Source organism: Pedococcus sp. P2_D9, from assembly GCF_056404275.1.
In genome coordinates, this window is record NZ_JBFUEI010000002.1 from 398,866 (window position 1) to 421,602 (window position 22,737).

The following is a 22,737-nucleotide window of genomic DNA, read 5'->3' on the forward strand; positions in this document are numbered from 1 at the left end:
TCTTCCAGTCGCGGGAGGTGTGTGCGCCTCAGTTCTTGGTGGCGAGACCGCGCAGGAAGAACACCGTGTTGGCGGGACGCTCGGCCATCCGGCGCATGAGGTAGCCGTACCACTCCTCGCCATAGGGGATGTAGACCCGCATCTGGTTGCCCCGGTCGGCGATCCGCTTCTGCTCCTCGGGCCGGATCCCGTAGAGCATCTGGTACTCGTAGCTGTCGGCGTCGCGGTGGTGGTGCGAGGCCAGCGCGCCGGCGATCTCGACCAGCCGCGGGTCGTGGCTGGCCACCATCGGGTAGCCGTCGCCCGCCATCAGGATCTTGAGGCAGCGCACGTAGTTCTGGTCGACGTCCGAGCTGCTCTGGTACGCAACGGATTCGGGCTCCTTGTAGGCACCCTTGCACAGCCGCACGCGGCTGCCCTCGTGGGCCAGGTCGCGGCAGTCCGCCTCGCTGCGGTGCAGGTAGGACTGGATCACCGCGCCGACCCACGGGAAGTCCTGGCGCAGCTCGCGCAAGGACTCCAGCGTGGCGTCGGTCGTCGTGTGGTCCTCCATGTCGAGGGTCACCGTCGTGCCGGCGTTCGCCGCCGCCTGGCAGATCTCGCGGGCATGGTCGAGGGCGATCTTGTGACCGTCGCCGGGGAGGTACTGGCCCAGCGCGGACAGCTTGAGGCTGACCTCGCCCATGCCGTGCTGCGACAGGTCGGCGTCCGCGAGCGCCTCGAGCAGCTCGATGTAGTGGTCACGGGTGCGGATCGCCTGGGTGAGGTCGGCGGTGTCCTCGCCCAGGTAGTCGATCGTCGCGAGCCGGTTGGTGGCGCGCAGCTCGGCGGTCGCGCTGACGGCGTCCTGCGTGCGGTCGCCGGGGACGAACCGCTTGACCACGCTGCGGCTCACCGGCGCCTTCTCGATCGTCTGTCGCACAGCGCCGCTCTTGGAGAGCTGGAGCAGGCTGTTGCGCAGCAGGTCACTGGCGTCCACGTGAGTCCTTCCGACCGGGTGCCGCGGAGGTCGCGGCCGCCGACAAGGCTAACCGCCAACCAGCAGGTATGCCGCGCCGCGGGGTGCCGCGCCCGCCTCAGGCGGTGCGGCGACGCAGGGTGAGGCTGCCGAGGACCAGCGCGACCAGCACCCACAGGCCGATGACGGCAGCGTCCGCGGTCACGTCGGCGCCCGGGGTGGGACTGGACGTCACCGACTTCATGGCGTCCACGGCATACGACAGGGGCAGCACGTCGGAGAGCCAGCGCAGGACGTCGGGCAGCCCGTCGCGGGCCACGAGCAGTCCGCACAGCAGGAACTGCGGCAGCACGAACGCCGGCATGAACTGCACCGCCTGGAACTCGGTGCGCGCGAAACCGCTCGCGAGCAGGCCCAGCGCGGTCCCCAGCAGGGCGTCGAGGACGGCCACCACCACGAGCTGCCACGCGGGACCGGCGACGTCGAGGCCGCACACGTAGACCGCGAAGGCCGTCGCGATCAGGGCCTGCAGGACCGCCATCACCCCGAAGGCGAGGGCGTAGCCGAACATGAAGTCCCCCTTGCCCATCGGCGTGGTGAGCAGCCGCTCGAGGGTCCCCGACGTCCGCTCACGGAGGGTCGCGACGCTCGTGACGATGAACATCACCACGAACGGGAACACACCGAGCAGGGGTGCCCCGAGGCCGTCGAACACCGGGGTGCCGTTGAAGATCCAGGCCAGCAGGCCGATCAGCACGCAGGGGACGACGAGCATCAGCCCGATGGTCCGGTGGTCGGCACGCAGCTGGGCCAGGACCCGGCCGGCCGTGACGAGGGTGCGGTGGGCGTTCATCGGGCAGTCTCCTCGGCGCGGTCGATCAGGGACAGGAAGGCGTGCTCGGCGTCGTCGGCGCCGGTGCGGGCGAGCAGCTCGGGCAGCGTGTCGTCGGCCATGATGCGGCCCTCACGCAGCAGGAGCAGGCGGTCGCAGCGACTCGCCTCGTCCATCACGTGGCTGGAGACCAGCAGCGAACGCCCTTGGCCCGCAAGGCGTTTGAACAGCTCCCACAGGTCGCGCCGAAGCACCGGGTCGAGGCCGACCGTGGGTTCGTCGAGGACCAGCAGCTCGGGGTCGCCGACGAGCGCGGCCGCGAGGGAGACCCGTGACCGTTGCCCACCGGACAGGCGACCGACCAGGGAGTCGGCGTGGCTCGTGAGGTCGACGGCCTCGATGGCCTCGTCGGCTGCCGTCGGGGCCGCCCCGAGGATGTTGGCGAAGTAGCGGACGTTGGCCCGCACGGACAGGTCGTCGTAGACGCTCGGCGTCTGGGTGACGTAGCCGATCCGGTTGCGGAGCGACGGCGAGCCCGCGGGCTCCCCGAGCACCGTGACGTCGCCGGACTCGACGATCTGGACCCCCACGACCGCCCGGATCAGGGTCGACTTGCCGCTGCCGCTGGGCCCCAGCAGCCCGACCACCTGGCCGGCCGGGACCGACATGGTCAGGTCGGGCAACACCTCACGACCGCCGCGCACCACGCGGAGGTTCGTGATCTCGATGGCGTTTTTCATCATGCGATGAATATAGCGCTGCTCCTTCGCCCGGACAAGACCTTTGTCAGCCGCCGCCGGACGACCACGGTCGGGGGCGGGGCGACAGGCGCGAGCACGACCAAACCCGCGCACGTGCCGAGCCTGGTCGTCCGCCGGTATGCCGCGGAGTCGCCCTACGGGGCGAGGTAGCGCTGGATCGTGGGCCCGACCAGGGCGGCCAGCTCGTCGTGCTCGGCGTCCACCACGGCCGGGAACTCCACGATGTAGCGCATCATCGCCAGCCCGACCATCTGGGACGCCGCGAGACCGGCGCGCAGCTCGAGATCGGCCGGCCGGTCGCCGTCGGCTGCCATGGCCCGCAGCACCCTGCCGAAGACCTCGCGGGTCAGGAACTCGCGCAGCATCCGGGTCGCCTCCTCGTGGCTGACCGCCGCACGCATCAGGGCCTGGAAGCGCTGTCGCCCGTCCTCGGAGTCCCACACCGCCAGGAACGTCCGCACCAGCGCCTCGCCCACCTGGTCGCGTGGCCCCTCGACCACGGCGCTGATCAGGGCTGCCGGGTCTGCCGGGATGTCCATCACGGCCGCGAACAGCTGCGCCTTGCCGCCGAAGTAGTGGTGCACCAGGGCCGGGTCGACCGCAGCCCGACGGGCGATGCCACGCAGCGAGGTGCCGTCGTAGCCCTGGTCGGCGAAGTCGACCCGGGCGGCCTCGACGATGGCCTGGCGCGTGTCCACACCTCCGGGGCGGCGTCCACGGGGGCTCATGACGCGCCGACCGTCGTCGCGGTCGCGAGGTGCAGCCGGGCGAACGCCAGGGACTCGGCGAGGTCGACCTCCCGCTGCTCCTGGGTGAGCTTGCGGGTCCCCACCTCGACGACGACTGACCCCGAGAACTGTTGCACCGCAAGCATTTCGAGGAACTCCGCACAGGGCTGGGTGCCGCGCCCGGGGACGAGGTGCTCGTCCTTGAGGGAGCCCAGGCCGTCGGCGAGGTGGACGTGGGCGAGCCGGGGCCCGAGTGCCGCGGCCATGGTCATGGCGTCGGAGCCCGCCGTCGACGTGTGCGAGAGGTCGAGGGTGACGTTGTCGTAGGCCTGGGGCACCGGGTCCCAGTGCGGCAGGTAGGCCTCGAACTCCCGCTGCCGGGCGCGCCAGGGAAACATGTTCTCGACGGCCAGTGCGACGCCGGTCTCGTGCTCGCGCAGCGCCACCCCCTCGACGAACTCGCCGGCGTACTCCTTCTGCCACCGGAAGGGTGGGTGCAGCACCACCGTGGACGCCCCCACCTCCTGGGCCAGGGCGATCGAGTTGTCCACCTTGGTCCACGGGTCGGGTCCCCAGATGCGCTGCGTGAGCAGGAGCGTGGGTGCGTGCACCGACACGACGGGTATGCCGTGCAGCCGGGACAGCGCCGCGAGCGCGCCGGCCTCCTGCGAGACGGGGTCGGTCCAGACCATCACCTCGACGGCGTCGTAGCCGAGCCGGGCCGCCGTGGCGAAGGCCGACGCGCAGGTGTCCGGGTAGACCGACGCGGTCGAGAGGGCCACCGTGGCTCCTGGGATCGACACGGCTTGGGCCATGCACCGAGCCTACCCAGCGCGGGTCAGCGCATCGCGTCGAGTCGGCTCAGGATGACGCCCTCGCGCAGCGCCCAGGGGCAGATCTCGAGGCGCTCCAGGCCGAGCAGGTCCATCGCCGCCTCGGCCACGAGGGCACCGGCGAGCAGCTGTGGCGAGCGACTGGCCGAGACGCCCGACAGCCGCTCCCGCTGGTGTGCGGTCATCCCGCCCAGGTCGGCGACGAGCGAGGCGAGAGCGGCGCGCTCCAGGCTGCGCGCGGCATACGGACCGTCACTGCTCGGCGCCGCGCCGGTGACGCGCGCGAGCGAGCGCATCGTCTTGGAGGTGCCGACGGCACGGTCGGCGGTCCCGGCCTTGGCCAGGGGCCGCATGGCCGCGGCCATGCGCAGCCGGATCGCCCGGCGCGCCTCCCTGACCACCTCCGTCGTCGGCGGGTCACCGGGGAGGAGGTCGCGGGTCAGCCGCCCGGCCCCGAGGGGGAGGGAGACGGCGGCGTCGGGGTCCTCGTCCATTCCGGCGGCGAGCTCGAGCGACCCGCCACCGATGTCGACCACGAGCAGCGTGCCGCTCGACCAGCCGAACCACCGACGTGCGGCCAGGAAGGTCAGCCGAGCCTCGTCCTCACCGGAGAGCACCTGGAGCTCCACCCCGGTCCTCGCGCGCACGCGGGACAGCACCTCCTCGCCGTTCGGAGCCTCACGAATCGCACTCGTGACGAAGGCCATCACCTCCTCGACGCCCTGGTCCTCCGCAACCGTGAGGCACTCGCCGATGAACTCGATGAGCGCGGCCTCGCCCGACTCGGCGATGTCACCGCCGTCGGTCACGTGTTCAGAGAGCCGCAGCTCGATCTTGTGCGAGGTGGCGGGGAGGGGCTGGGCCCCGCGATGGGCGTCGACCACGAGCAGGTGGACGGTGTTGGAGCCGACGTCGATGACCCCGAGGCGCATGGCTGCACGGTATCGGCTGAGGTGGCCGGCCACTGGGACGGTTCACCGCGGAGGTATCACGAAGGCCTTCCCGAGCCTCCTTGCCTGCGGGGACGGGGCCGTCGGGGCCTTGTCGAACAGGGGGGAACAAGCATGGATGCAGACCTGCGTCTGGACGGGAACACCACGACGGCCCAGGGGGACGTCTTCAAGACGACCGCCGCCGATGTCGTCATCGACGCGCCGAGCCGTCGCTCCACCGGTGCTGGGCAGCGCCGCGCGATCGTGCACGACTTCAAGGACGGCATGACGCTGAACTGGGACTCGGACTACCCCGGTGGCGTCACGGTCGAGGGGTTCCGGCTGACCTGTCACCAGGCCGACGTGGTGCTCGACCACGCGGCGCGGCGCAAGAGCTCCACGCCGTGGCGACGGGCACTCGTGCACGACTTCGACGACGGCCTGACCATCAACTGGGCGCACGACTACCCGGGCGGGGTGACAATCAACGGACCCCTGAAGATCAACGGGGCGGTCGTCGTCAACGGCACGCTGACGGTGAAGAGCCCGTTCGGCCACCTCAGCCTCGAGGACACGCTGGCCCGCTACAGCGACCTCATCAAGCACCTCGACGCCAGAATCAAGAAGCTCGAGGGCTGACCCGTGGCCAGCCTTCGCCAACGCGCCGCCTGCATCGGCATCGCGACGTCGCCACTCTCGGTCCGCCGTGACTTCATGGGGCAGCTGACCAACTCGGTCCCCGTGTCGCTGAAGACCCAGCTGGACCGGCTCGGGAGCAAGTTCGTCCACGTGAACTGCATCCAGGTCGGGTCCGACCAGTTCACCTTCAACGACGCGGTGGAGATCGACCGCGCCGTCGCCAACACCCGGGACCTGTATGCCGGTGCCGGCCGGTCGATGGGGGTCGGGCGGATCCAGCACTTCGTCATCTCGACCGGCGACGCCAACGGGCGGGACGTCATCAACTCCGACGGGGAGGCCGAGACGCTCACCGACGAGTGGACCGTGCCCAACGACGCGCTGGACCTGTTCTTCGTCCGGATGTACGTCGGCAGCACCGCCGGCCTGTCCCGGGTCGACGGTCCGTGCGACAAGAACGCCAAGGGGATGGACGGCAGCGTCGTCGAGATGAACGCGGGGGGCGGGGTCTCCGACTTCGCCACCGCGCACGAGCTGGGCCACTACCTGGGCCTCAGCCACCGCACCAACTCCACGGCCCTGATGAACCCGACGATCCCCAACGGGGGCGTCATCACCACGTCCGAAGCCGACAACATGCGGGACCACTGCCGCATGAAGAACCCCTGCTAGGAGGCGACATGTCAGTCATCATCGGGTCCCGCAAGGACCGCACCGTGTCGGGGGCCATCGCGGCCCTCGCCGGCAAACCCACCACACTGACCCCCGGGGCAGCGATCGCCATCCTGTCCGAGGCGGCCGCCGCCGGCCCGGAGAAGGTCGCCGGGCGCCGGGCCACCAACGCCCTGGCCAAGCTGGTCTCGGACCATCACGAACCGCAGGTGCGCGTCGCCGCGGCCAAGGGCCTGGCACAGGTGCACTCCCCGACCTCGCTGCGCGCCCTGCGCAGGGTGGTCGACCAGGCCGAGGACGGCCAGCTCGTCGCAGCGGCGTCCGCCGGCCTCACCAACCTGGGCGCTCGCAGTGACGTGCGGCGACTGCGGACGGCGAGCGAGCTCGCTGACTGGCCGCACGCCAGCACTCGCGCGAGCGCCTCGGCACGCCTGCTCGCCCACCGGGTGGGAGCGGCCGTCGACCCGGCCGACCCCCGACAACAGCTCCCCGGTGAGACCGCTCCGGTGCTGCCGGTGACGGCGCGGGTCAAGACCCGCGTCAAGCCGGTCGAGCTCCCCGTCGCGCGGAAGGCCGCCACCGCGGACCTGCCCTGGCGGTCGCTGGTGCCCGAGGGCGCCGCGCCCGTGGGTGCGTTCAGCTGTGGGGACCGCACGCACGTGGTGCTCGCAGGCAAGGACCCGGAGTCGCTCGCGTCGGCGCCGGGCATCGCCGGCGCGCTGCTCGGCGTCAACGAGTCGATGGGCACGACCTTCGTCCGCTGGGTGGTGCTGACCCGGCCCGACGGAGACGGCCTGGCCGTCACCGTGGCGCGCCCGACCGGTGAGGTCGGCTTCGTGGGGCGGGGCACGGTCGTCGAGGGCGGGCTGTCGGTGACCGTGGACGCGGTCGACACCCCGGGCGCCACCGCGGCGCACGTCACGGTGTCGCTCGTCGGCGGCAAGCTGGAGGTCGACGGCCGCACCGAGAAGGGCATCACGACGCCGCGGCGGCAGCCGGCGCCGGTGCCCCTGCAGTTCGACCCCTCCGGTCCGGTGCCCGCACCGATCGGCTGAAGGCCCGCGCCCGGGAGGCGGTCCGGCGCCTCCCGGGGCGGCGGTCTGCCGCCTCTCGGGCACGACCGGCATACGGGCCACGCCGAGTGCGGCGCACTGCGCGACGTAAGGTTGCGAATGTGCCTGAGACCCCGCTCGACACCGCCCGCATCTGGGTGGAGTTCACCGATCCCGCCGACACGGGCCAGCGGTTCCGCTGCGACCTGACCTGGCTGACGTCGAGCTGGACGTGCATCTTCGGCAACGGCTGCCAGGGGATCTACGCCGGCCGACCCGACGACGGGTGCTGCACCCTGGGCGCCCACTTCACCGACGACGACGACGTCAAGCGGGTCAAGAAGGCCGTCAAGGAGCTCGGCGAGGACGAGTGGCAGCTGCACCCCGGCTCGACCAAGCTCGGCGCCTGGACCGAGAAGGAGGACGACGCCCTCAAGACCAAGGTCGTCGACGGCGCCTGCATCTTCCTCAACCGGCCGGGTTTCCCCGCCGGTGCCGGCTGCGCGCTGCACCAGCACGCGGTGCTCACGGGCAAGGAGCCGCACACCGTCAAGCCGGACGTCTGCTGGCAGCTGCCGATCCGCCGCACCTACCGCAAGGTGGAGATGCCTGACGGGTCGAGCTGGCAGGAGGTCACCATCACCGAGTACGACCGCCGCGGCTGGGGGGCCGGTGGCCACGACCTCGACTGGTACTGCTCGAGCAACCCCGAGGCCCACGTCGGCCGGGAGCCGGTGTTCCGCAGCAACCGCGCTGAGCTGGTCGAGCTGATGGGTGAGGACGCCTACGCCGAGCTCGAGATCCGTTGCGAGGCGCACCTCGCGAGCGTGAAGGCTGCCCGAAACGCCTACTCACGCAAGATGCTTCCCCTCCTGGTGCATCCCGCGACGCTGGCCGCGCAAGAGGCCCGCAAGTCCCGATGAGCTCGACGCCGGAGCCGCCCGGGTCGCCGGGGCAGCCGGGGTCGCTGCCCGAGCCGACGCGCAGCCCCAACATCTGGGACTCCCCCGACGTCTACGAGGTCGAGAACCTCGGCGTCGACCGCGCCGGGCTCATCGAGGCCGCGATGGCGTCGCTGCACCCGTTCGCCGGCGCGGACCTCGTCGACGTCGGCTGCGGCACCGGGTTCCACCTGCCTCGCTTCGCCTCACTCGGCTGCGCGAGCGTGGTCGGCGTGGAGCCGCACCCTCCATTGGTTTCCCTTGCGGAGCAACGCATCTCAGGTATGCCGGACGTGCGGGTCGTCGAGGGTGCCGCCCAGTCCCTGCCGCTGGCCGATGCCTCCATGGACATCGCCCATGCCCGGTGGGCCTACTTCTTCGGCGCCGGCTGTGAACCCGGCCTGCGCGAGCTGGAGCGGGTCCTGCGACCCGGCGGCACGGCATACGTGATCGACAACGACGCCACCCGCTCGACCTTCGGCAGGTGGTTCACGCGGGCCAACCCCTCCTACGATCCCGTTGCGGTGGAACGTTTCTGGGCCCGCCAAGGGTGGTCACGCGAGCGGCTGGTGATCGACTGGGAGTTCGACTCGCGCGAGGAGTTCGAGTCGGTGGTGCGGATCGAGTTCCCCGAGACGGCAGCGGAGGGCATCCTCGCGGAGCACGAGGGCACCGGGGTCGACTACGCCGTCAGCCTGTGGTGGCGCCACTACTGACGCGGTGGTGTCGACGGCCACCCGGGTGACGCCCGAGGTCTGGACACGGGCACCGTCGCGGGACAAGGTGGATGGAACCGGACACCCCGGACCCCCCAGGAGGCACCATGACCGACCACGTGGCCACTGCCAGCACCACCATCGACGCCGACCCCGACAGGGTCTGGCAGGCGATGACCGAACCCAGGCTCGTCGCCGAGTACATGATGGGCAGCGAGGTCGCCAGCGACTGGCAGCCCGGCAGCCCGATCACCTGGACCGGGGAGTGGGAGGGCAAGCCCTACCAAGACAAGGGCGAGGTGCTGCAGGCCGAGCCCGGACGGCTGCTCGAGGTCACCCACTACAGCCCGGTGACCGGGGACGAGGACATCCCCGAGAACTACCACCGCGTGCGCTACGAGCTGTCGCCGGACGGTGGGGGCACGACGGTCCAGCTCACCCAGGACGGCTGCGACAGCGCCAAGCAGGCCGAGCAGTTCTCGCAGAACTGGCAGGGCATGCTCGACGGCCTCAAGAAGGTCGCCGAAGGGCACTGAACCACTGGGCTCCGGCAGGTCGCGCGGCCGGTCCGCCGGCCTGTCGGTGCCGCGCCGTAGGTTGTCGTGCATGGCAGCGAAGACGACGACCAGGTCGAGCGGGTTCCGCTGCTCCGAGTGCGGCTGGACCGCCGTCAAGTGGGTCGGCCGCTGTGGCGAGTGCCAGTCCTGGGGCAGCGTCAGCGAGATCGGCGCCGTCACCGTGCGCACCACCGCTGCCGCCCGCGTGGAGCGGCCCGCCGTGCCCATCGGTCAGGTCGACGCCCGACGAGCCGAGGCGGTCAGCACCGGCGTCAGTGAGTTCGACCGGGTGCTCGGCGGCGGCCTCGTGCCCGGGGCGGTGGTGCTCGTGGCGGGCGAGCCCGGCATCGGCAAGTCCACGCTGCTGCTCGACGTGGCCGCCCGCGCGGCCAGGTCGGGCAACGGCCGCACCGTCCTCTACGTCACCGGCGAGGAGTCCGCCGCCCAGGTGCGGATGCGGGCCGAGCGGATCGAGGCGATGGCCTCCTCGTTGTTCCTGGCGTCGGAGACCGATCTCGCGACCGTGCTCGGCCAGATCGACGCGGTGCAGCCCGACCTCGTGATCGTCGACTCGGTGCAGACGATCTCCAGCGGCGACGTCGAGGGGTCGGCCGGCAACGTCACCCAGGTCCGTGAGGTCGCGGCCTCCCTGATCCAGGTCGCCAAGTCACGCGGGATCGCCACCCTCCTGGTCGGCCACGTGACCAAGGACGGGTCGATCGCCGGCCCCCGCGTCCTCGAGCACCTCGTCGACGTGGTCGTGCAGTTCGAGGGTGACCGGCACTCCCGCCTGCGCCTCGTGCGGGCGGTCAAGAACCGCTACGGCCCCACCGACGAGGTCGGCTGCTTCGACCTGTCCGACGTCGGCATCGTGGGGCTGGCCGACCCCAGTGGGCTCTTCCTGTCGCGGGGGACCCTCAGCGTGCCCGGCACGTGTGTGACCGTGACCCTCGAGGGTCGCCGGCCGCTGATGACCGAGGTCCAGGCGCTGGTCGCCAAGAGCGAGATCCCCACGCCGCGGCGCGCCACCAGCGGGTTGGACTCGGCCCGGGTCGCGATGATCATCGCCGTCCTGGCCAAGCGAGCCCAGGCGCCCATCGGCAACGCCGACGTCTACCTCTCCACGGTGGGCGGTGTGCGGCTCACCGAGCCCGCCTCCGACCTGGCGATCGCCCTCGCGGTGGCCAGCGCCGTCAAGGACCAGCCGCTGCCCGACAACGCCATCGCCTTCGGTGAGCTCGGGCTCGCCGGCGAGATCAGGCCGGTGACCGGCATACCCCGTCGGTTGGCGGAGGCGGGGCGGCTCGGGTTCCGAACCGCCTACGTCCCCTCGGGCGTCCTCGGCACGGCCCCGACACCCGAGGGCATGCAGGTGATCGAGTGCGACGACATTCGGACCGCGGTGCGCGCGGCGCTGCAGCCCGTGCACAGTTAGACTCGCGCCAGACCGACGCCAGCGGCACCAAAGGGGTTTGACCAGTGGATCTTCGCGAGGACGAGGTGCTGCGCGCCACCCTCGCCGCCGTGGCACCCGGCACCGAGCTGCGTGACGGCCTCGAACGCATCCTGAGGGGGCGCACCGGTGCCCTGATCGTCCTCGGCCACGACCGGACCGTGGAGCAGCTGTCCACCGGCGGCTTCCCGCTCGACGTCGAGTTCTCCGCCACCCGCCTGCGTGAGCTGGCCAAGATGGACGGCGGGATCGTCCTCGATCGTGAGGCCTCGCGCATCCTTCGGGCCGCCACTCAGCTGGTCCCCGACCCCTCGATCGAGACGAGCGAGTCGGGCACGCGTCACCGCACCGCCGAGCGGGTCGCCAAGCAGACCGGCTACCCCGTCATCTCGGTGAGCCAGTCGATGCGGATCGTCGCGATCTACGTCGACGGCCGCCGCCACGTGCTCGAGGACTCCAGCGCGATCCTGTCCCGCGCCAACCAGGCACTCCAGACCCTCGAGCGCTACAAGTCGCGCCTCGACGAGGTCACCGGCACCCTCTCGGCCCTCGAGATCGAGGACCTCGTCACCGTCCGCGACGTCGCCAGCGTGCTCCAGCGCCTCGAGATGGTGCGGCGGATCCGCGACGAGATCTCCGGCTACGTCGTCGAGCTCGGCGTCGACGGGCGCCTGCTCACCCTCCAGCTCGAGGAGCTCACCGGTGGCCTCGGCAACGACCGCGAGCTCGTCGTCCGCGACTACCTCCCCGTCACCAAGACCGACCTGACGCTCGACGAGGCGATGGCCGCCCTCGAGGAGCTCACCTCCACCGAGCTGCTCGACCTGTCCGCCGGGGCCAAGGCCGTCGGGTTCGCGGTCGGCGGCGACGCCCTCGACTCGGCGGTGAGCCCGTGCGGCTACCGCCTGCTCACCAAGGTGCCCCGCCTCCCCGGCGCGATCGTCGACCGGCTGGTCGAGCACTTCGGCAGCCTGCAGAAGCTGCTGGCCGCCAACCTCGAGGAGCTCATGGACGTCGAGGGAGTCGGCGAGGGCCGGGCCCGCGCCGTCCGCGAGGGCCTGTCCCGGCTGGCCGAGTCGAGCATCCTCGAACGCTACGTGTGAGCACCCGCACCGCTCCTGAGCACCTGCACCACCGGGTGCTGGAGTGGTACGCCGTGTCCGCCCGCGACCTCCCGTGGCGCCGTCCGGACGCCACCCCGTGGCAGATCTTCGTCTCGGAGATCATGCTGCAGCAGACTCCGGTGGCCCGCGTCGAGCCGGTCTGGCGCGAGTGGCTGGCGCGCTGGCCCACGCCGGGCGACCTGGCGGCCGACCCGCCCGGTGAGGCGGTCCGCGCGTGGGGCCGACTGGGTTACCCCCGCCGGGCCCTGCGGCTGCACGCCGCCGCCGTGGCGATGACCGAGCACCATGCGGGAGCCGTCCCCTCGACCGAGGCCGAGCTCCTCGCGCTGCCCGGGGTCGGGACCTACACCGCCGCCGCCGTCGCCACCTTCGCCTTCGGCGAGCGGACCACGGTCGTCGACACCAACGTGCGCCGCGTGCTGGCCCGCGTCGTGGCCGCCGACGAGTATGCCGCGCCGTCACCGACCAGGGCCGAGCTCACCGTTGCTGCCGGCCTCGTGCCGGTCGATGCCGCCGAGGCCCGCACGTGGAGCGTCGCGGTCATGGAGCTCGGAGCACTCGTCTGCAGCGCCCGGTCGCCGCGGTGCTCGGACTGTCCCGTGGCGGACCTGTGCGCCTGGCAGGTCGCCGGCCGGCCGGCATACTCAGGTCCGGCCCGCAAGGGCCAGGCCTGGGAGGGCACTGACCGCCAGCTGCGTGGCGCGCTGCTCGCGGTGCTGCGCGCGAGCGACACGCCTGTGCAGCGCGCCACGCTGGAGGCGTTGTCCGACAACGAGATCCAACGCGAGAGGTGCCTCGACTCACTGGTCGCGGACGGTCTGGTCGAGCCGCTCGCGGGCGGTCGCTACCAGCTGCCCGCATCGCGCGAGGCGAGCTGAGACCTCGATGTCACCCAGCGACGAGGACGAGGGCCGGGGACGCGATGTCGGTGGCGGCTCCGCGTCAGGGCCGAGCGGCGGGCCCACCGAAGGGCCGACCGCCGGGCCGACCGCCGGGCCGACCGCCGGCAGGCGAGCTGCCCACGCACTGCGCATCGGCGCCTCACGCACCGGCCGGGTCGTCGGCCGGGGCACCGTGGCGGGGGCCAGGCTGGCTGGTCGGGGCAGCAAGGCCGGTGCCCGTCGGGCGCGGGCCTACACGCACTCGGCCGGTGCGGGCGAGAGCGGCCTCGCGAGGCTGGTGGAGCTGCACTTCGTCAACCTCATGGGCGACGCCGCGCTCACCGTCTCCCTCGCCGGCACGATCTTCGCGATCCCCACCGACGAGGCACGCGGCCAGGTGGCCCAGTTCCTCGTCCTCACGATGGCTCCCTTCGCCCTGCTCGCGCCCTTCATCGGGCCGCTCCTCGACCGGTTCCGGCACGGCCGCCGCTGGGCGATCGGCACCACCCTCGCCCTGCGGGCGTTCCTCTGCTGGGTGCTGGCGGGCGCCGTCGCCAACGACTCGCCTTGGCTGTTCCCTGCGGCCCTGGGATGCCTGGTCGCCTCGAAGGCCTACGGCGTGACGCGGGCCTCGGCGGTGCCGCGACTGCTGCCGCCCGGGTTCAGCCTGGTCAATGCCAACTCCCGCAACGCCCTGGCAGGGGTGGCCGGGATGGCTGTCGGTGGAGCGCTGGCCGGTGCGGCAGCGCGCGTGGGACCCGAGTGGTCCCTGCGGCTGGCCTTCCTCATCTACGTCGCGGGCACCGTGCTGGCCATCCGGCTGCCGTCGCGGGTGGACTCCAGCAGTGGCGAGCAGGACATCGAGGACTCCGGCCCGGTGCCAGTGGGCCGGCGCGACGGCCGCAGGCTCGGGTTGTTCGAGCGGCTGCGGGCACGGGTGGCGGCCCTGCCGGTCCCGGTGCTGACCGCGCTGTGCAGCGCGGTGGGCGCCCGACTCCTCACCGGGTTCCTCACGCTGTTCATGGCCTTCCTCATGCGCGAGCACCCGCTGCCAGGACACAGCGGCACGTTCGTGCTGGCCCTCGTCGTGGGGGCAGCCGGCGCCGGCAACGCCCTGGGCACGGTCATCGGCAACGCCCTGCGCCGGCTGCGACCGGACCTGATCATCGCGGTGGCCCTGATCGCCGACGTGGCAGTCGCCCTGGCCGCGGCACTGTTCTACTCCCTGACCACCCTGCTCGTCCTCGGCCTGGTGGCGGGACTCGGTGCCCAGCTCATCAAGCTGAGCAGCGACGCCGTGGTGCAACGTGACATCGAGGAGTCGGTGCGCACGAGGGTGTTCGCCTGGTCCGAGACGGTGCTGCAGATCGCGTGGGTCATCGGTGGCGGGATCGGCATCGCCCTGCCGCTGATCCCCCGCCTCGGGTTCGGGGTGATCTCAGGTCTCCTGCTGCTCGTCCTCGCCGCGTCAGTGCGGATCAGGATGAGCCGCCACCACCGAGCCCACCCGGCCCCCCTGCCTGATTCGAGGTGAGCGCGCCGCGTCAMTCGAGGTGGATGCAGCTGGGCGTCCCCGGCGCGTTTACATCGAGTCCGCGACTGCGGTCCGGCGRAAGAGGTAGGCACCCACCGTCACGCCGGTCACCGCGGTGTTCTCCCCCGAGCCGAAGACGCGCTCGGCGCTGCTCTGACCCGTGACCGCGAAGTAGTAGCTCGCGTGCTCGAGGTGCCATCCGACGGCCTCCACCTCGGCCAGGGTCGAGGCCGAGCTCGTCATGGAGCCCGACGTCTTCACCGCACCGAACGACACTTGACCCTGCTGGTTCCGCACGTGGAGCTGAAGCTCGAAGAACTGCTCGCCGGCATCTCGGGCCGCAGTGGCTGCCCCGACGGGTGAGGCGAGGTAGGCCTGCCGTTGGCGCTCGGCCTCCTCCTCGCGGCGCTGCTGGTCCTGAGCGGCAGCCAGCCGCGCCTGCTCCGCCTCGCGCTGCTGGCGCTCGGCTTCCCTCTCCTCAGCACTCTTGAACACGGTGTCCCCCCTGAGTCGCTGGTCCGTGCGGACACCTTAGGCCGGCAGGGAGGTCCCCCGCCCCGGATCGACGCAAACGCGGAGAGAGCTCAGAGGGTGCGGAGCATCCTGGTGTTGCCCAACGTGTTGGGCTTGACCCGCTCGAGGTCCAGGAACTCAGCGACGCCCTCGTCGTAGGACCGGACCAGCTCCGCATAGACCTCGGGATCGACGGCCTGGCCCTCGATCACCTCGAACCCGTGCCGGGTGAAGAAGTCGACCTCGAATGTGAGGCAGAACAGCCGCTCCACCCCGAGCTCGCGGGCATCGGCCATCAGCGCGTCCAGCAGCATCGAACCCACCCCGCGGCCCTTGGCCTCGGGCCGGACCGCCAGGGTCCGGATCTCGGCGAGGTCCTCCCACATCACGTGCAGGGCGCCACACCCGACGACCACGCCCTCGAGCTCGGCGACCCGGAACTGCTGGAGCGCCTCGTAGTAGGTCACCGCGTCCTTCGACACGAGCACCCGGGAGTCGGCGTGCGGCCGCACGATCTCCCGGATCGTCCGGATGTCGCTGGTGCGGGCCGCCCGGACGGTGACCGACGCGGCGTCCCGAACGGGTGGCGCAGGCTCAGGGTCGGCCGACCCAACGGGCCCCGGCTCAGCCGACTCGGGCTCAGCCACCGAGACGGCCGTTCTTCATGTCGGCGAAGATCTTCCTGGCAGGGGAACCCAGCAGGACGACCGACTGGCCTTCCCGGGTGCCGATCGCGCCGGGCACCACCGTGTTGGGGACCTTGGCCGCGTTGGACAGGTAGAGGCTGGCCGACAGGTTGAGCACCTCGGACACGCTCAGGTCGGTGCTCAGGTGGGGACCCATCTTGGACAGGAGCCCCGCCAACGCGCCGGGGCCGGCCTTCTGGGCCATCACCATGCCGGCCCGGATGATCGCGCCCTGGTTGGCGGAGCGGCCGAAGTCGCCGTTGGGCAGGTGCTTGCGCTCCCTGGCGAGGGCGAGTGCGTGCGTGGCGTCGAGCTTGTTGCTCCCGGGCTTGACGATCGCCAGGCCGTCGACGCTCTTCAGCGCCTTGGCCGCCACGAACACGATTCCGCCCAGGCTCCTGACCATCCCGCGGAAGCCCTTGAACCCGGTGATGACGTAGCCGTCGATCTGCACCCCCGAGGCACGGGAGACCGTCCTTACCTGTCCGTTGACACCACCGAAGACGAGGGCAGCGTTGATCTTGCCGCTGCCACCTCCGGGCAGCGGGACCCAGGAGTCGCGGGGGATGCCGACGATGCCACCGACACCCTTCGTCGCGTTCACCCCGATGATGTGGAGGGCGTCGGCCCGACACTTGGTCACAGGCTGTGGGTTGCGGGCGTCCGACCCGATGGCGAGGACCCGCATGGTGGGGAACGCCGGCCGCGCGACCCTGAGCGAGGGCCACCAGCCACCCACGACGGTCCAGCCGGCCTTGGCCTTGACGAGCAGGGTGACGTCCTTGCCCTGCACGACCGTGGCGATGGGCGCGCCGTGCCACGTGCCGGTGGTGCCGGTCACCGCGACCGGGGTGGAGCGCGGCGTCCGCTTCGCGAGGGCGGCCGCGATGGTCGACCCTCCGGTGGCCGGCTTGCCGCCGAGATAGAGGGCGGTCATCGTCGCGAGCAGGTCAGCCGGCAGCTTGCCCGTGACCCGCGCTGGGGGCGGCGTCGACGCGGGGGTCGTCGTGGTGCTGGAGGGACCAGCGGCGGGCTTGTCCTTCGAGCAGGCGGCGAGGGTCAGGGGTGCGGCGAGGAGACCGACGAGGACCGAACGGCGAGGCAGGGGGGAATGAGACACGCGCTCCAGAGTAAGCGTTCTGCGCGCAGCTTCGTGAACTCGCCCATGACAAAGCCGAGGTATGCCGCGTGGTGACCACGCGGCATACCTCGGCTTGTGTCTGGGTCTGGCGCCCCTCAGCTGGCGTCGGCGGAGTCTGCCACCGTCTGCACGACCGGCAGCTCGATGCTGCCGGGGTGCGGCGTGCCGACGAAGGTGAAGGTGCCGCTCTTGCCCTCGCCCTCGGCGCCGACGAGCACCAGCTCGCCCGCCTTGAGCTCGCCGTAGAGGATCTTCTCGGACAGGACGTCCTCGATCTCGCGCTGGATCGTGCGACGCAGCGGTCGCGCACCGAGCACGGGGTCGTAGCCCTTCGCGGCCAACACGTTCTTGGCCTCGATGGTGAGCTCGATGCCCATGTCCTTGTCCTTGAGCCGCTTGTCCAGCTTGGCGATCTCGAGGTCGACGATGGCCACGATCTCGTCCCGCGTGAGCTGGGGGAACACGATGATGTCGTCCACGCGGTTCAGGAACTCGGGGCGGAAGTGCTGCTTGAGCTCGTCGGTGACCTTGTTCTTCATCCGGTCGTAGCCACTCTGGGTGTCCGCGCCGGCGGAGAAGCCGAGCGAGCCCTTGGTGATGTCGCGGGTGCCGAGGTTGGTCGTCATGATGATGACGGTGTTCTTGAAGTCGACCATCCGGCCCTGGGAGTCGGTGAGGCGGCCGTCCTCGAGCACCTGCAACAGGGTGTTGAAGATGTCGGGGTGAGCCTTCTCGACCTCGTCGAACAGCACCACGGAGAACGGCTTGCGGCGGACCTTCTCGGTGAGCTGGCCACCCTCTTCGTAGCCGACGTAGCCGGGAGGCGAACCGAAAAGCCTTGAGACAGTGTGCTTCTCGGAGAACTCCGACATGTCGAGCTGGATGAGGCTGTCCTCGTCACCGAACAGGAACTCGGCGAGCGTCTTGGCGAGCTCGGTCTTACCGACACCGGTGGGACCGGCGAAGATGAACGAGCCACCGGGACGACGCGGGTCCTTCAGACCGGCGCGGGTGCGACGGATCGCCTGGGACATCGCCTTGATGGCGTCGTCCATGCCGACGACGCGCTTGTGCAGCTCGTCCTCCATGTGGAGCAGCCGGCTCGACTCCTCCTCGGTGAGCTTGAAGACCGGGATGCCGGTGCTGGCAGCCAGGACCTCGGCGATGAGCTCCTCGTCGACCTCGGCCACCACGTCCATGTCGCCGGACTTCCACTGCGTCTCGCGCTCGGCCTTGGCCTGCAGCAGCTTCTTCTCGTCGTCACGCAGGTGGGCGGCCTTCTCGAAGTCCTGGCCGTCGATGGCCGACTCCTTCTCCAGCCGCACGGCCGCGATCTTCTCGTCGAACTCGCGCAGGTCCGGCGGAGCCGTCATCCGGCGGATGCGCAACCGCGCGCCCGCCTCGTCGATGAGGTCGATCGCCTTGTCCGGGAGGAACCGGTCGTTGATGTAGCGGTCGGCGAGGTTGGCCGCGGACACGAGGGCACCGTCGGTGATGGACACCCGGTGGTGGGCCTCGTAGCGGTCGCGCAGGCCCTTGAGGATCTCGATCGCGTGGCTGAGCGTCGGCTCGGCGACCTGGATCGGCTGGAACCGGCGCTCGAGCGCCGAGTCCTTCTCGATGTGCTTGCGGTACTCGTCGAGCGTGGTGGCCCCGATGGTCTGGAGCTCACCGCGGGCCAGCATCGGCTTGAGGATGCTGGCGGCGTCGATCGCGCCCTCGGCGGCACCCGCACCCACCAGGGTGTGGATCTCGTCGATGAACAGGATGATGTCGCCGCGGGTGCGGATCTCCTTGAGGACCTTCTTCAGCCGCTCCTCGAAGTCACCGCGGTAGCGGCTGCCGGCCACGAGCGCGCCGAGGTCGAGGGTGTAGAGCTGCTTGTCCTTGAGGGTCTCGGGCACCTCGCCCTTGACGATGTCCTGGGCCAGGCCCTCGACGACGGCGGTCTTGCCGACGCCGGGCTCGCCGATGAGGACGGGGTTGTTCTTGGTGCGGCGGGACAGCACCTGCATGACCCGCTCGATCTCCTTCTCACGCCCGATGACCGGGTCGAGCTTGCCCTCGCGGGCAGCCATCGTGAGGTTGCGGCCGAACTGGTCGAGCACGAGCGAACCGGCAGGAGTCCCCTCCTGCTGCACGCTGCCCGAGAGGCCGGCACCGGAGCCACCTTCCTTGCCCTGGTAGCCGGAGATGAGCTGGATCACCTGCTGGCGCACGCGGTTCAGGTCGGCGCCCAGCTTGACGAGGACCTGGGCGGCGACGCCCTCGCCCTCGCGGATCAGGCCGAGCAGGATGTGCTCGGTGCCGATGTAGTTGTGGCCGAGCTGCAGCGCCTCGCGCAGGCTCAGCTCGAGGACCTTCTTCGCCCGGGGCGTGAAGGGAATGTGGCCGCTCGGGGCCTGCTGCCCCTGGCCGATGATCTCCTGCACCTGCTCGCGGACCGACTCCAGCGAAATGCCGAGGCTCTCCAGAGCCTTGGAGGCGACGCCTTCACCCTCGTGGATGAGACCGAGCAGGATGTGCTCCGTGCCGATGTAGTTGTGGTTGAGCATGCGCGCTTCCTCCTGCGCAAGCACGACCACCCGACGGGCCCGGTCGGTGAACCTTTCAAACATCTTCTGCTCCTGCCTATCGAGATCACCTCGATGCTATCCGTGCTGTGAGGTCCCGGCGTACGCCTTTCGTCCACCGATACCCGATCGGGACGAAACAGTTCCTCTGACACGACTCGTTGGGGGGAACGTGGAGGGTTCGCCCCCTGTTCCCCGCCCTGAGCGAAGTCCGCTCATGTTCGCCGTGGGCGGACGCAAACCGCTGGGTATGCCGCGAAGCCGGCTCCCCGGCATACCTCACCTGGGGAGCGCGCTCAGGCGGTGGGGCCCTTCTTGCGCACCTCGTCGACGTGGGCCATCGCCTCGCGCAGCTCGCCGAGCCAGCTGTCGGACTTGTCGGCCACGAGCTTGACGCACCAGGCGAGCGCCTCGGAGCGGCTCTTGGCCACCCCTGCCTCGACGAGGGTGTCGAGCACCTTGCGCTCGGGCTGCCTCAAGCGCGTCATGACGGGAGCCGCGAGATGGGTGAACAGCGCCTCGGTCTCGCCCACCCGCACACCCCACGAGACCTTGCGGCCGCTCAGGTGCTCGAGCTCGCGGGCGATCTCGATGCGTCGCTCCCGGGTGTCCTCGCGGAAGGACTTGATCCGGCCCCGCGCGGCGATGGTGCGGTCGGTGTCGTCGGCGCCGTCGTCCATGGTGGGTTCTGCGAGGGTGCCGATGATGATCAGCTCGTCGCGGTCGCGGGTGACCTCGACCGGGCCGGTGAACCAGTCGGTCGGGAGGCGGCCGGCCAGCCACGCCTCCGCTGTTGTCTTCGTTGCCATGTAATGATGATTACACGATTACGGGAGGTCGGGAAGGACTGTTCGCCGTCGGCGAACGCCGCACCCCGACCCTGGTGCGGGCGCTGGTCGCTGATCCGCTTCGCCTTGCCGAGCGAACGCTCGAGGGCATGCGGTGCGAGCACGTCGACCCGGATCGTCACGCCGACCCGGTCCTTGACCCGCTTCGTGAGGTCGCGGGCCATCCGGGCACGGTCCTCCCCCGTGGAGGCCTCGGACTCCGCCTCGACCTGCACCGTGAGCTCGTCCATCCGACCGGGCCGGGTCAGCACGCACAGGTAGTGCGGCGTCAGGCCCTCGACGGTGAGCAGGTGCTCCTCGATCTGCGAGGGGAACACGTTGACGCCGCGCACGATCATCATGTCGTCGCTGCGGCCGGTGATCTTGGCCATCCGCCGGAACTGGGGGTAGGCCGTCCCCGGCAGCAAGGTGGTCAGGTCCCTGGTCCGATAGCGCACGACCGGCATCGCCTGCTTGGTCAGCGACGTGAAGACGAGCTCCCCCTCCTGGCCGTCGGGCAGCACCTCGCCGGTCACCGGGTCGACGACCTCGGGATAGAAGTGGTCCTCCCAGATGTGCAGGCCGTCCTGGGTCAGCCCGGACTCCTGCGACACCCCCGGCCCGATGACCTCGGACAGGCCGTAGATGTCGACGGCCCGGATGTTGCTGCGTCGCTGGACCTCCTCGCGCATCTGCTCCGTCCAGGGCTCGGCGCCGAAGATCCCGATCTCGAGCGAGGTCTGCCTGGGGTCGATCCCCTGCGCCTCCATCTCGTCGAGGATGGCGAGGAAGTAGGAGGGCGTGACCATGACGATCCGTGGCCTGAAGTCCTGGATGAGCTGGACCTGTCGCTGCGTCATGCCACCGCTCACGGGCACCACGGTGCAGCCGAGCCGCTCGGCGCCGTAGTGCGCACCCAGCCCACCGGTGAACAGCCCGTAGCCGTAGACGACGTGGAGCAGGTCGCCCGGGCGGCCACCGGCGGCTTCAATCGACCGCGCCATCACCTCGGCCCACATGTCGATGTCGTCGCGCGTGTAGCCCACCACGGTCGGCTTGCCCGTCGTGCCACTCGAGGCGTGGACGCGCACGACCTGCTCGCGCGGCACGGCGAACATCCCGAACGGGTAGTTGTCGCGCAGGTCCGCCTTTGCCGTGAACGGGAACTGCGCCAGGTCGGCCAGGTCGTGCAGGTCGTCGGGGCGCACCCCCGCCGCGTCGAAGGCGGCCCGGTAGTGCGGCACGTTGCCGTAGGCGTGGGCCAGGCTCCAGCGCATCCGGTCCAGCTGGAGCGCGCGCAGTTCCGGGACCGTGGAGACGACGTTGTCCATGTCCGGCAATCTACGGCCGCAACGGCATGCGAGGTATGCCGCCGTCACCAGCCTGCGCCGACGAGCCCGTGTCGCCAACCTGAGAGTTGGCCGTGAATCCCCGGCTTCCGTATCGCCGAGCCGGGATCGGACGTACGCTGCGAAAGGTGGACCGGGTGGGCTCGCCTCTGGTCGTCGAGCCACCTCGGGAGGTGGTCGACGAAACCCCGTCGCGCGTTCGCAGGCGGCTGCCGCCGCGGCGGTGGCTGGTGGCCGCGATCGTGGTGCTGGCCCTGCTCTCGGTGGCCGTGCTCGCGGCGACGTGGGGCACCGACACCGCGCCGATCACGGGCAGAGACGTGGACAAGGCCGTCCAGGACGGCCTCGCCAAGGCCAAGGAGGATGCCGCCAAGGCGCCTCCTGACGCGGCCGCGGCATACCGGGTGGCGTTGCCGTCACTGGTCACGATCGCCACGCAGCGCACCGGCAGCAGCGGTGCGGAGCGGGGTACCGGCGCGGGGGTCGTCATCAGCGCCGCGGGGGCGGTGCTGACCGCGCTGCACGTGGTCAAGGGGGCGAAGAGCATCGAGGTGACGTTCTCCGACGGCACGGAGTCGAGCGCGAGCGTCAAGGAGCAGGACCCCGCGACCGACATCGCGGTCCTCACGCCGGAGGAGCTGCCCCAGGTCGTGGTCCCCGCCGTCCTGGGTGGCGGTGCACAGGTCGGCGACCCCGTGTTCGCGCTCGGCCATCCCTTGGGGCTCAAGGGATCCCTGTCCGCCGGTGTGGTGTCTGCGCTCGACCGGACGATCGAGGTCGACTCCGATGAGACGCTCAAGGGGCTCATCCAGTTCGACGCCGCCGTGAACCCCGGCAACTCGGGCGGCCCCCTGCTGAACAAGGCGGGTCAGGTCGTCGGCATCGTCACCGGACTGGCCAACCCCTCGCAACAGAACTTCTTCGTCGGCATCGGTTTCGCCGTCCCCATCGCCACCGCCGGGGGTGTCGCCGGCAGCCCGCCGCAGTAGCCCGCTTCACCCCGCCGCACCAGCGCCACGAAAGCAACAGATCGCA

24 protein-coding genes are annotated in these 22,737 nt (G+C 70.9%); 12 read left to right on the top strand and 12 right to left on the bottom strand.

What is annotated here, in order from left to right:
- Positions 1-28: 28 nt before the first annotated feature.
- From AC1DXJ_RS04695 to AC1DXJ_RS04705, 3 genes are all read right to left on the bottom strand, one after another.
- On the bottom strand, positions 29-979 hold the full coding sequence (locus AC1DXJ_RS04695; RefSeq protein ID WP_477613767.1) for a proline dehydrogenase family protein: 951 nt from the start codon (positions 977-979) through the stop codon (positions 29-31).
- 97 nt (positions 980-1,076) lie between these two features.
- A complete protein-coding gene (locus tag AC1DXJ_RS04700) occupies positions 1,077-1,811 on the bottom strand; it encodes an ABC transporter permease (RefSeq protein ID WP_477613768.1) in 735 nt (244 codons plus the stop codon).
- Positions 1,808-2,533 (bottom strand): ABC transporter ATP-binding protein, encoded by a 726-nt coding sequence (locus tag AC1DXJ_RS04705; protein ID WP_477633263.1) that lies wholly within the window; start codon positions 2,531-2,533, stop codon positions 1,808-1,810. Before AC1DXJ_RS04705 ends, AC1DXJ_RS04700 begins: the two co-directional genes overlap by 4 nt.
- A gap of 3 nt (positions 2,534-2,536) precedes the next feature.
- Between AC1DXJ_RS04705 and AC1DXJ_RS04710 the strand changes: the two genes are divergently transcribed.
- Positions 2,537-2,701 carry a hypothetical protein gene (locus tag AC1DXJ_RS04710; protein WP_477636414.1) on the top strand — a complete coding sequence of 55 codons (165 nt, stop codon included), beginning with the start codon at positions 2,537-2,539 and terminating at the stop codon, positions 2,699-2,701.
- Here AC1DXJ_RS04710 and AC1DXJ_RS04715 read toward each other — a convergent pair.
- Genes AC1DXJ_RS04715 through AC1DXJ_RS04725 form a run of 3 tightly spaced genes read right to left on the bottom strand, consistent with a single transcriptional unit; the run spans position 2,686 to position 5,044 of the window.
- Positions 2,686-3,249 carry a TetR/AcrR family transcriptional regulator gene (locus AC1DXJ_RS04715; protein ID WP_477636415.1) on the bottom strand — a complete coding sequence of 188 codons (564 nt, stop codon included), beginning with the start codon at positions 3,247-3,249 and terminating at the stop codon, positions 2,686-2,688. The two genes, AC1DXJ_RS04710 and AC1DXJ_RS04715, sit on opposite strands and share 16 nt — an antisense overlap.
- 26 nt (positions 3,250-3,275) lie before the next feature.
- A complete protein-coding gene (locus tag AC1DXJ_RS04720) occupies positions 3,276-4,094 on the bottom strand; it encodes a sugar phosphate isomerase/epimerase family protein (protein ID WP_477636416.1) in 819 nt (272 codons plus the stop codon).
- A 23-nt stretch (positions 4,095-4,117) separates the two neighbouring features.
- Positions 4,118-5,044: a Ppx/GppA family phosphatase gene (locus AC1DXJ_RS04725; RefSeq protein ID WP_477636417.1), complete on the bottom strand. Its 927-nt coding sequence runs from the start codon at positions 5,042-5,044 to the stop codon at positions 4,118-4,120.
- Positions 5,045-5,176: 132 nt separating this feature from the next.
- Between AC1DXJ_RS04725 and AC1DXJ_RS04730 the strand changes: the two genes are divergently transcribed.
- The 10 genes from AC1DXJ_RS04730 to AC1DXJ_RS04775 all read left to right on the top strand — a co-directional run bounded on the left by AC1DXJ_RS04730 (position 5,177) and on the right by AC1DXJ_RS04775 (position 14,613).
- Positions 5,177-5,683 carry a hypothetical protein gene (locus tag AC1DXJ_RS04730; RefSeq protein ID WP_477613773.1) on the top strand — a complete coding sequence of 169 codons (507 nt, stop codon included), beginning with the start codon at positions 5,177-5,179 and terminating at the stop codon, positions 5,681-5,683.
- Between the two features lie 3 nt (positions 5,684-5,686).
- Positions 5,687-6,355 (top strand): matrixin family metalloprotease, encoded by a 669-nt coding sequence (locus tag AC1DXJ_RS04735; protein ID WP_477636418.1) that lies wholly within the window; start codon positions 5,687-5,689, stop codon positions 6,353-6,355.
- An 8-nt stretch (positions 6,356-6,363) separates the two neighbouring features.
- Positions 6,364-7,410, top strand: a complete 1,047-nt coding sequence (locus AC1DXJ_RS04740; RefSeq protein ID WP_477636419.1) for a HEAT repeat domain-containing protein — start codon at positions 6,364-6,366, stop codon at positions 7,408-7,410.
- A gap of 119 nt (positions 7,411-7,529) precedes the next feature.
- The gene (locus AC1DXJ_RS04745; protein WP_477636420.1) at positions 7,530-8,330 is read left to right on the top strand and encodes a DUF3109 family protein; all 801 of its coding nucleotides are present in this window, start codon (positions 7,530-7,532) and stop codon (positions 8,328-8,330) included.
- A complete protein-coding gene (locus tag AC1DXJ_RS04750) occupies positions 8,327-9,064 on the top strand; it encodes a class I SAM-dependent methyltransferase (RefSeq protein WP_477636421.1) in 738 nt (245 codons plus the stop codon). Before AC1DXJ_RS04745 ends, AC1DXJ_RS04750 begins: the two co-directional genes overlap by 4 nt.
- Positions 9,065-9,171: 107 nt before the next feature.
- Positions 9,172-9,600, top strand: a complete 429-nt coding sequence (locus AC1DXJ_RS04755) for an SRPBCC family protein (protein ID WP_477636422.1) — start codon at positions 9,172-9,174, stop codon at positions 9,598-9,600.
- Positions 9,601-9,670: 70 nt separating this feature from the next.
- Positions 9,671-11,056: a DNA repair protein RadA gene (gene radA / locus AC1DXJ_RS04760; protein WP_477613779.1), complete on the top strand. Its 1,386-nt coding sequence runs from the start codon at positions 9,671-9,673 to the stop codon at positions 11,054-11,056.
- Between the two features lie 44 nt (positions 11,057-11,100).
- Positions 11,101-12,177, top strand: a complete 1,077-nt coding sequence (disA, locus tag AC1DXJ_RS04765; protein ID WP_477636423.1) for a DNA integrity scanning diadenylate cyclase DisA — start codon at positions 11,101-11,103, stop codon at positions 12,175-12,177.
- Positions 12,174-13,076: an HhH-GPD family protein gene (locus tag AC1DXJ_RS04770; protein WP_477636424.1), complete on the top strand. Its 903-nt coding sequence runs from the start codon at positions 12,174-12,176 to the stop codon at positions 13,074-13,076. The genes disA and AC1DXJ_RS04770 overlap by 4 nt, the downstream gene beginning before the upstream one ends.
- A 7-nt stretch (positions 13,077-13,083) precedes the next feature.
- Entirely contained in the window at positions 13,084-14,613 is a 1,530-nt protein-coding gene (locus AC1DXJ_RS04775) for an MFS transporter (protein WP_477613782.1), read from the top strand.
- 48 nt (positions 14,614-14,661) lie between these two features.
- Here AC1DXJ_RS04775 and AC1DXJ_RS04780 read toward each other — a convergent pair whose 3' ends face one another.
- From AC1DXJ_RS04780 to paaK, 6 genes are all read right to left on the bottom strand, one after another.
- A complete protein-coding gene (locus AC1DXJ_RS04780) occupies positions 14,662-15,108 on the bottom strand; it encodes a hypothetical protein (protein WP_477636425.1) in 447 nt (148 codons plus the stop codon).
- Positions 15,109-15,197: 89 nt separating this feature from the next.
- Positions 15,198-15,773, bottom strand: coding sequence for an amino-acid N-acetyltransferase (locus tag AC1DXJ_RS04785; RefSeq protein WP_477636426.1), 576 nt, complete (start codon positions 15,771-15,773; stop codon positions 15,198-15,200).
- Positions 15,766-16,932: an LCP family protein gene (locus AC1DXJ_RS04790; protein WP_477636427.1), complete on the bottom strand. Its 1,167-nt coding sequence runs from the start codon at positions 16,930-16,932 to the stop codon at positions 15,766-15,768. Before AC1DXJ_RS04790 ends, AC1DXJ_RS04785 begins: the two co-directional genes overlap by 8 nt.
- Before the next feature lie 116 nt (positions 16,933-17,048).
- Positions 17,049-19,571, bottom strand: a complete 2,523-nt coding sequence (locus AC1DXJ_RS04795) for an ATP-dependent Clp protease ATP-binding subunit (RefSeq protein WP_477613786.1) — start codon at positions 19,569-19,571, stop codon at positions 17,049-17,051.
- Between the two features lie 251 nt (positions 19,572-19,822).
- Entirely contained in the window at positions 19,823-20,335 is a 513-nt protein-coding gene (locus AC1DXJ_RS04800) for a hypothetical protein (RefSeq protein WP_477636428.1), read from the bottom strand.
- Positions 20,236-21,684, bottom strand: coding sequence for a phenylacetate--CoA ligase PaaK (gene paaK / locus AC1DXJ_RS04805; protein WP_477636429.1), 1,449 nt, complete (start codon positions 21,682-21,684; stop codon positions 20,236-20,238). Before paaK ends, AC1DXJ_RS04800 begins: the two co-directional genes overlap by 100 nt.
- A gap of 155 nt (positions 21,685-21,839) precedes the next feature.
- Here paaK and AC1DXJ_RS04810 point away from each other — a divergent pair, with 155 nt between their 5' ends.
- Positions 21,840-22,691 (top strand): S1C family serine protease, encoded by an 852-nt coding sequence (locus AC1DXJ_RS04810; RefSeq protein ID WP_477636430.1) that lies wholly within the window; start codon positions 21,840-21,842, stop codon positions 22,689-22,691.
- Positions 22,692-22,737: the final 46 nt, after the last annotated feature.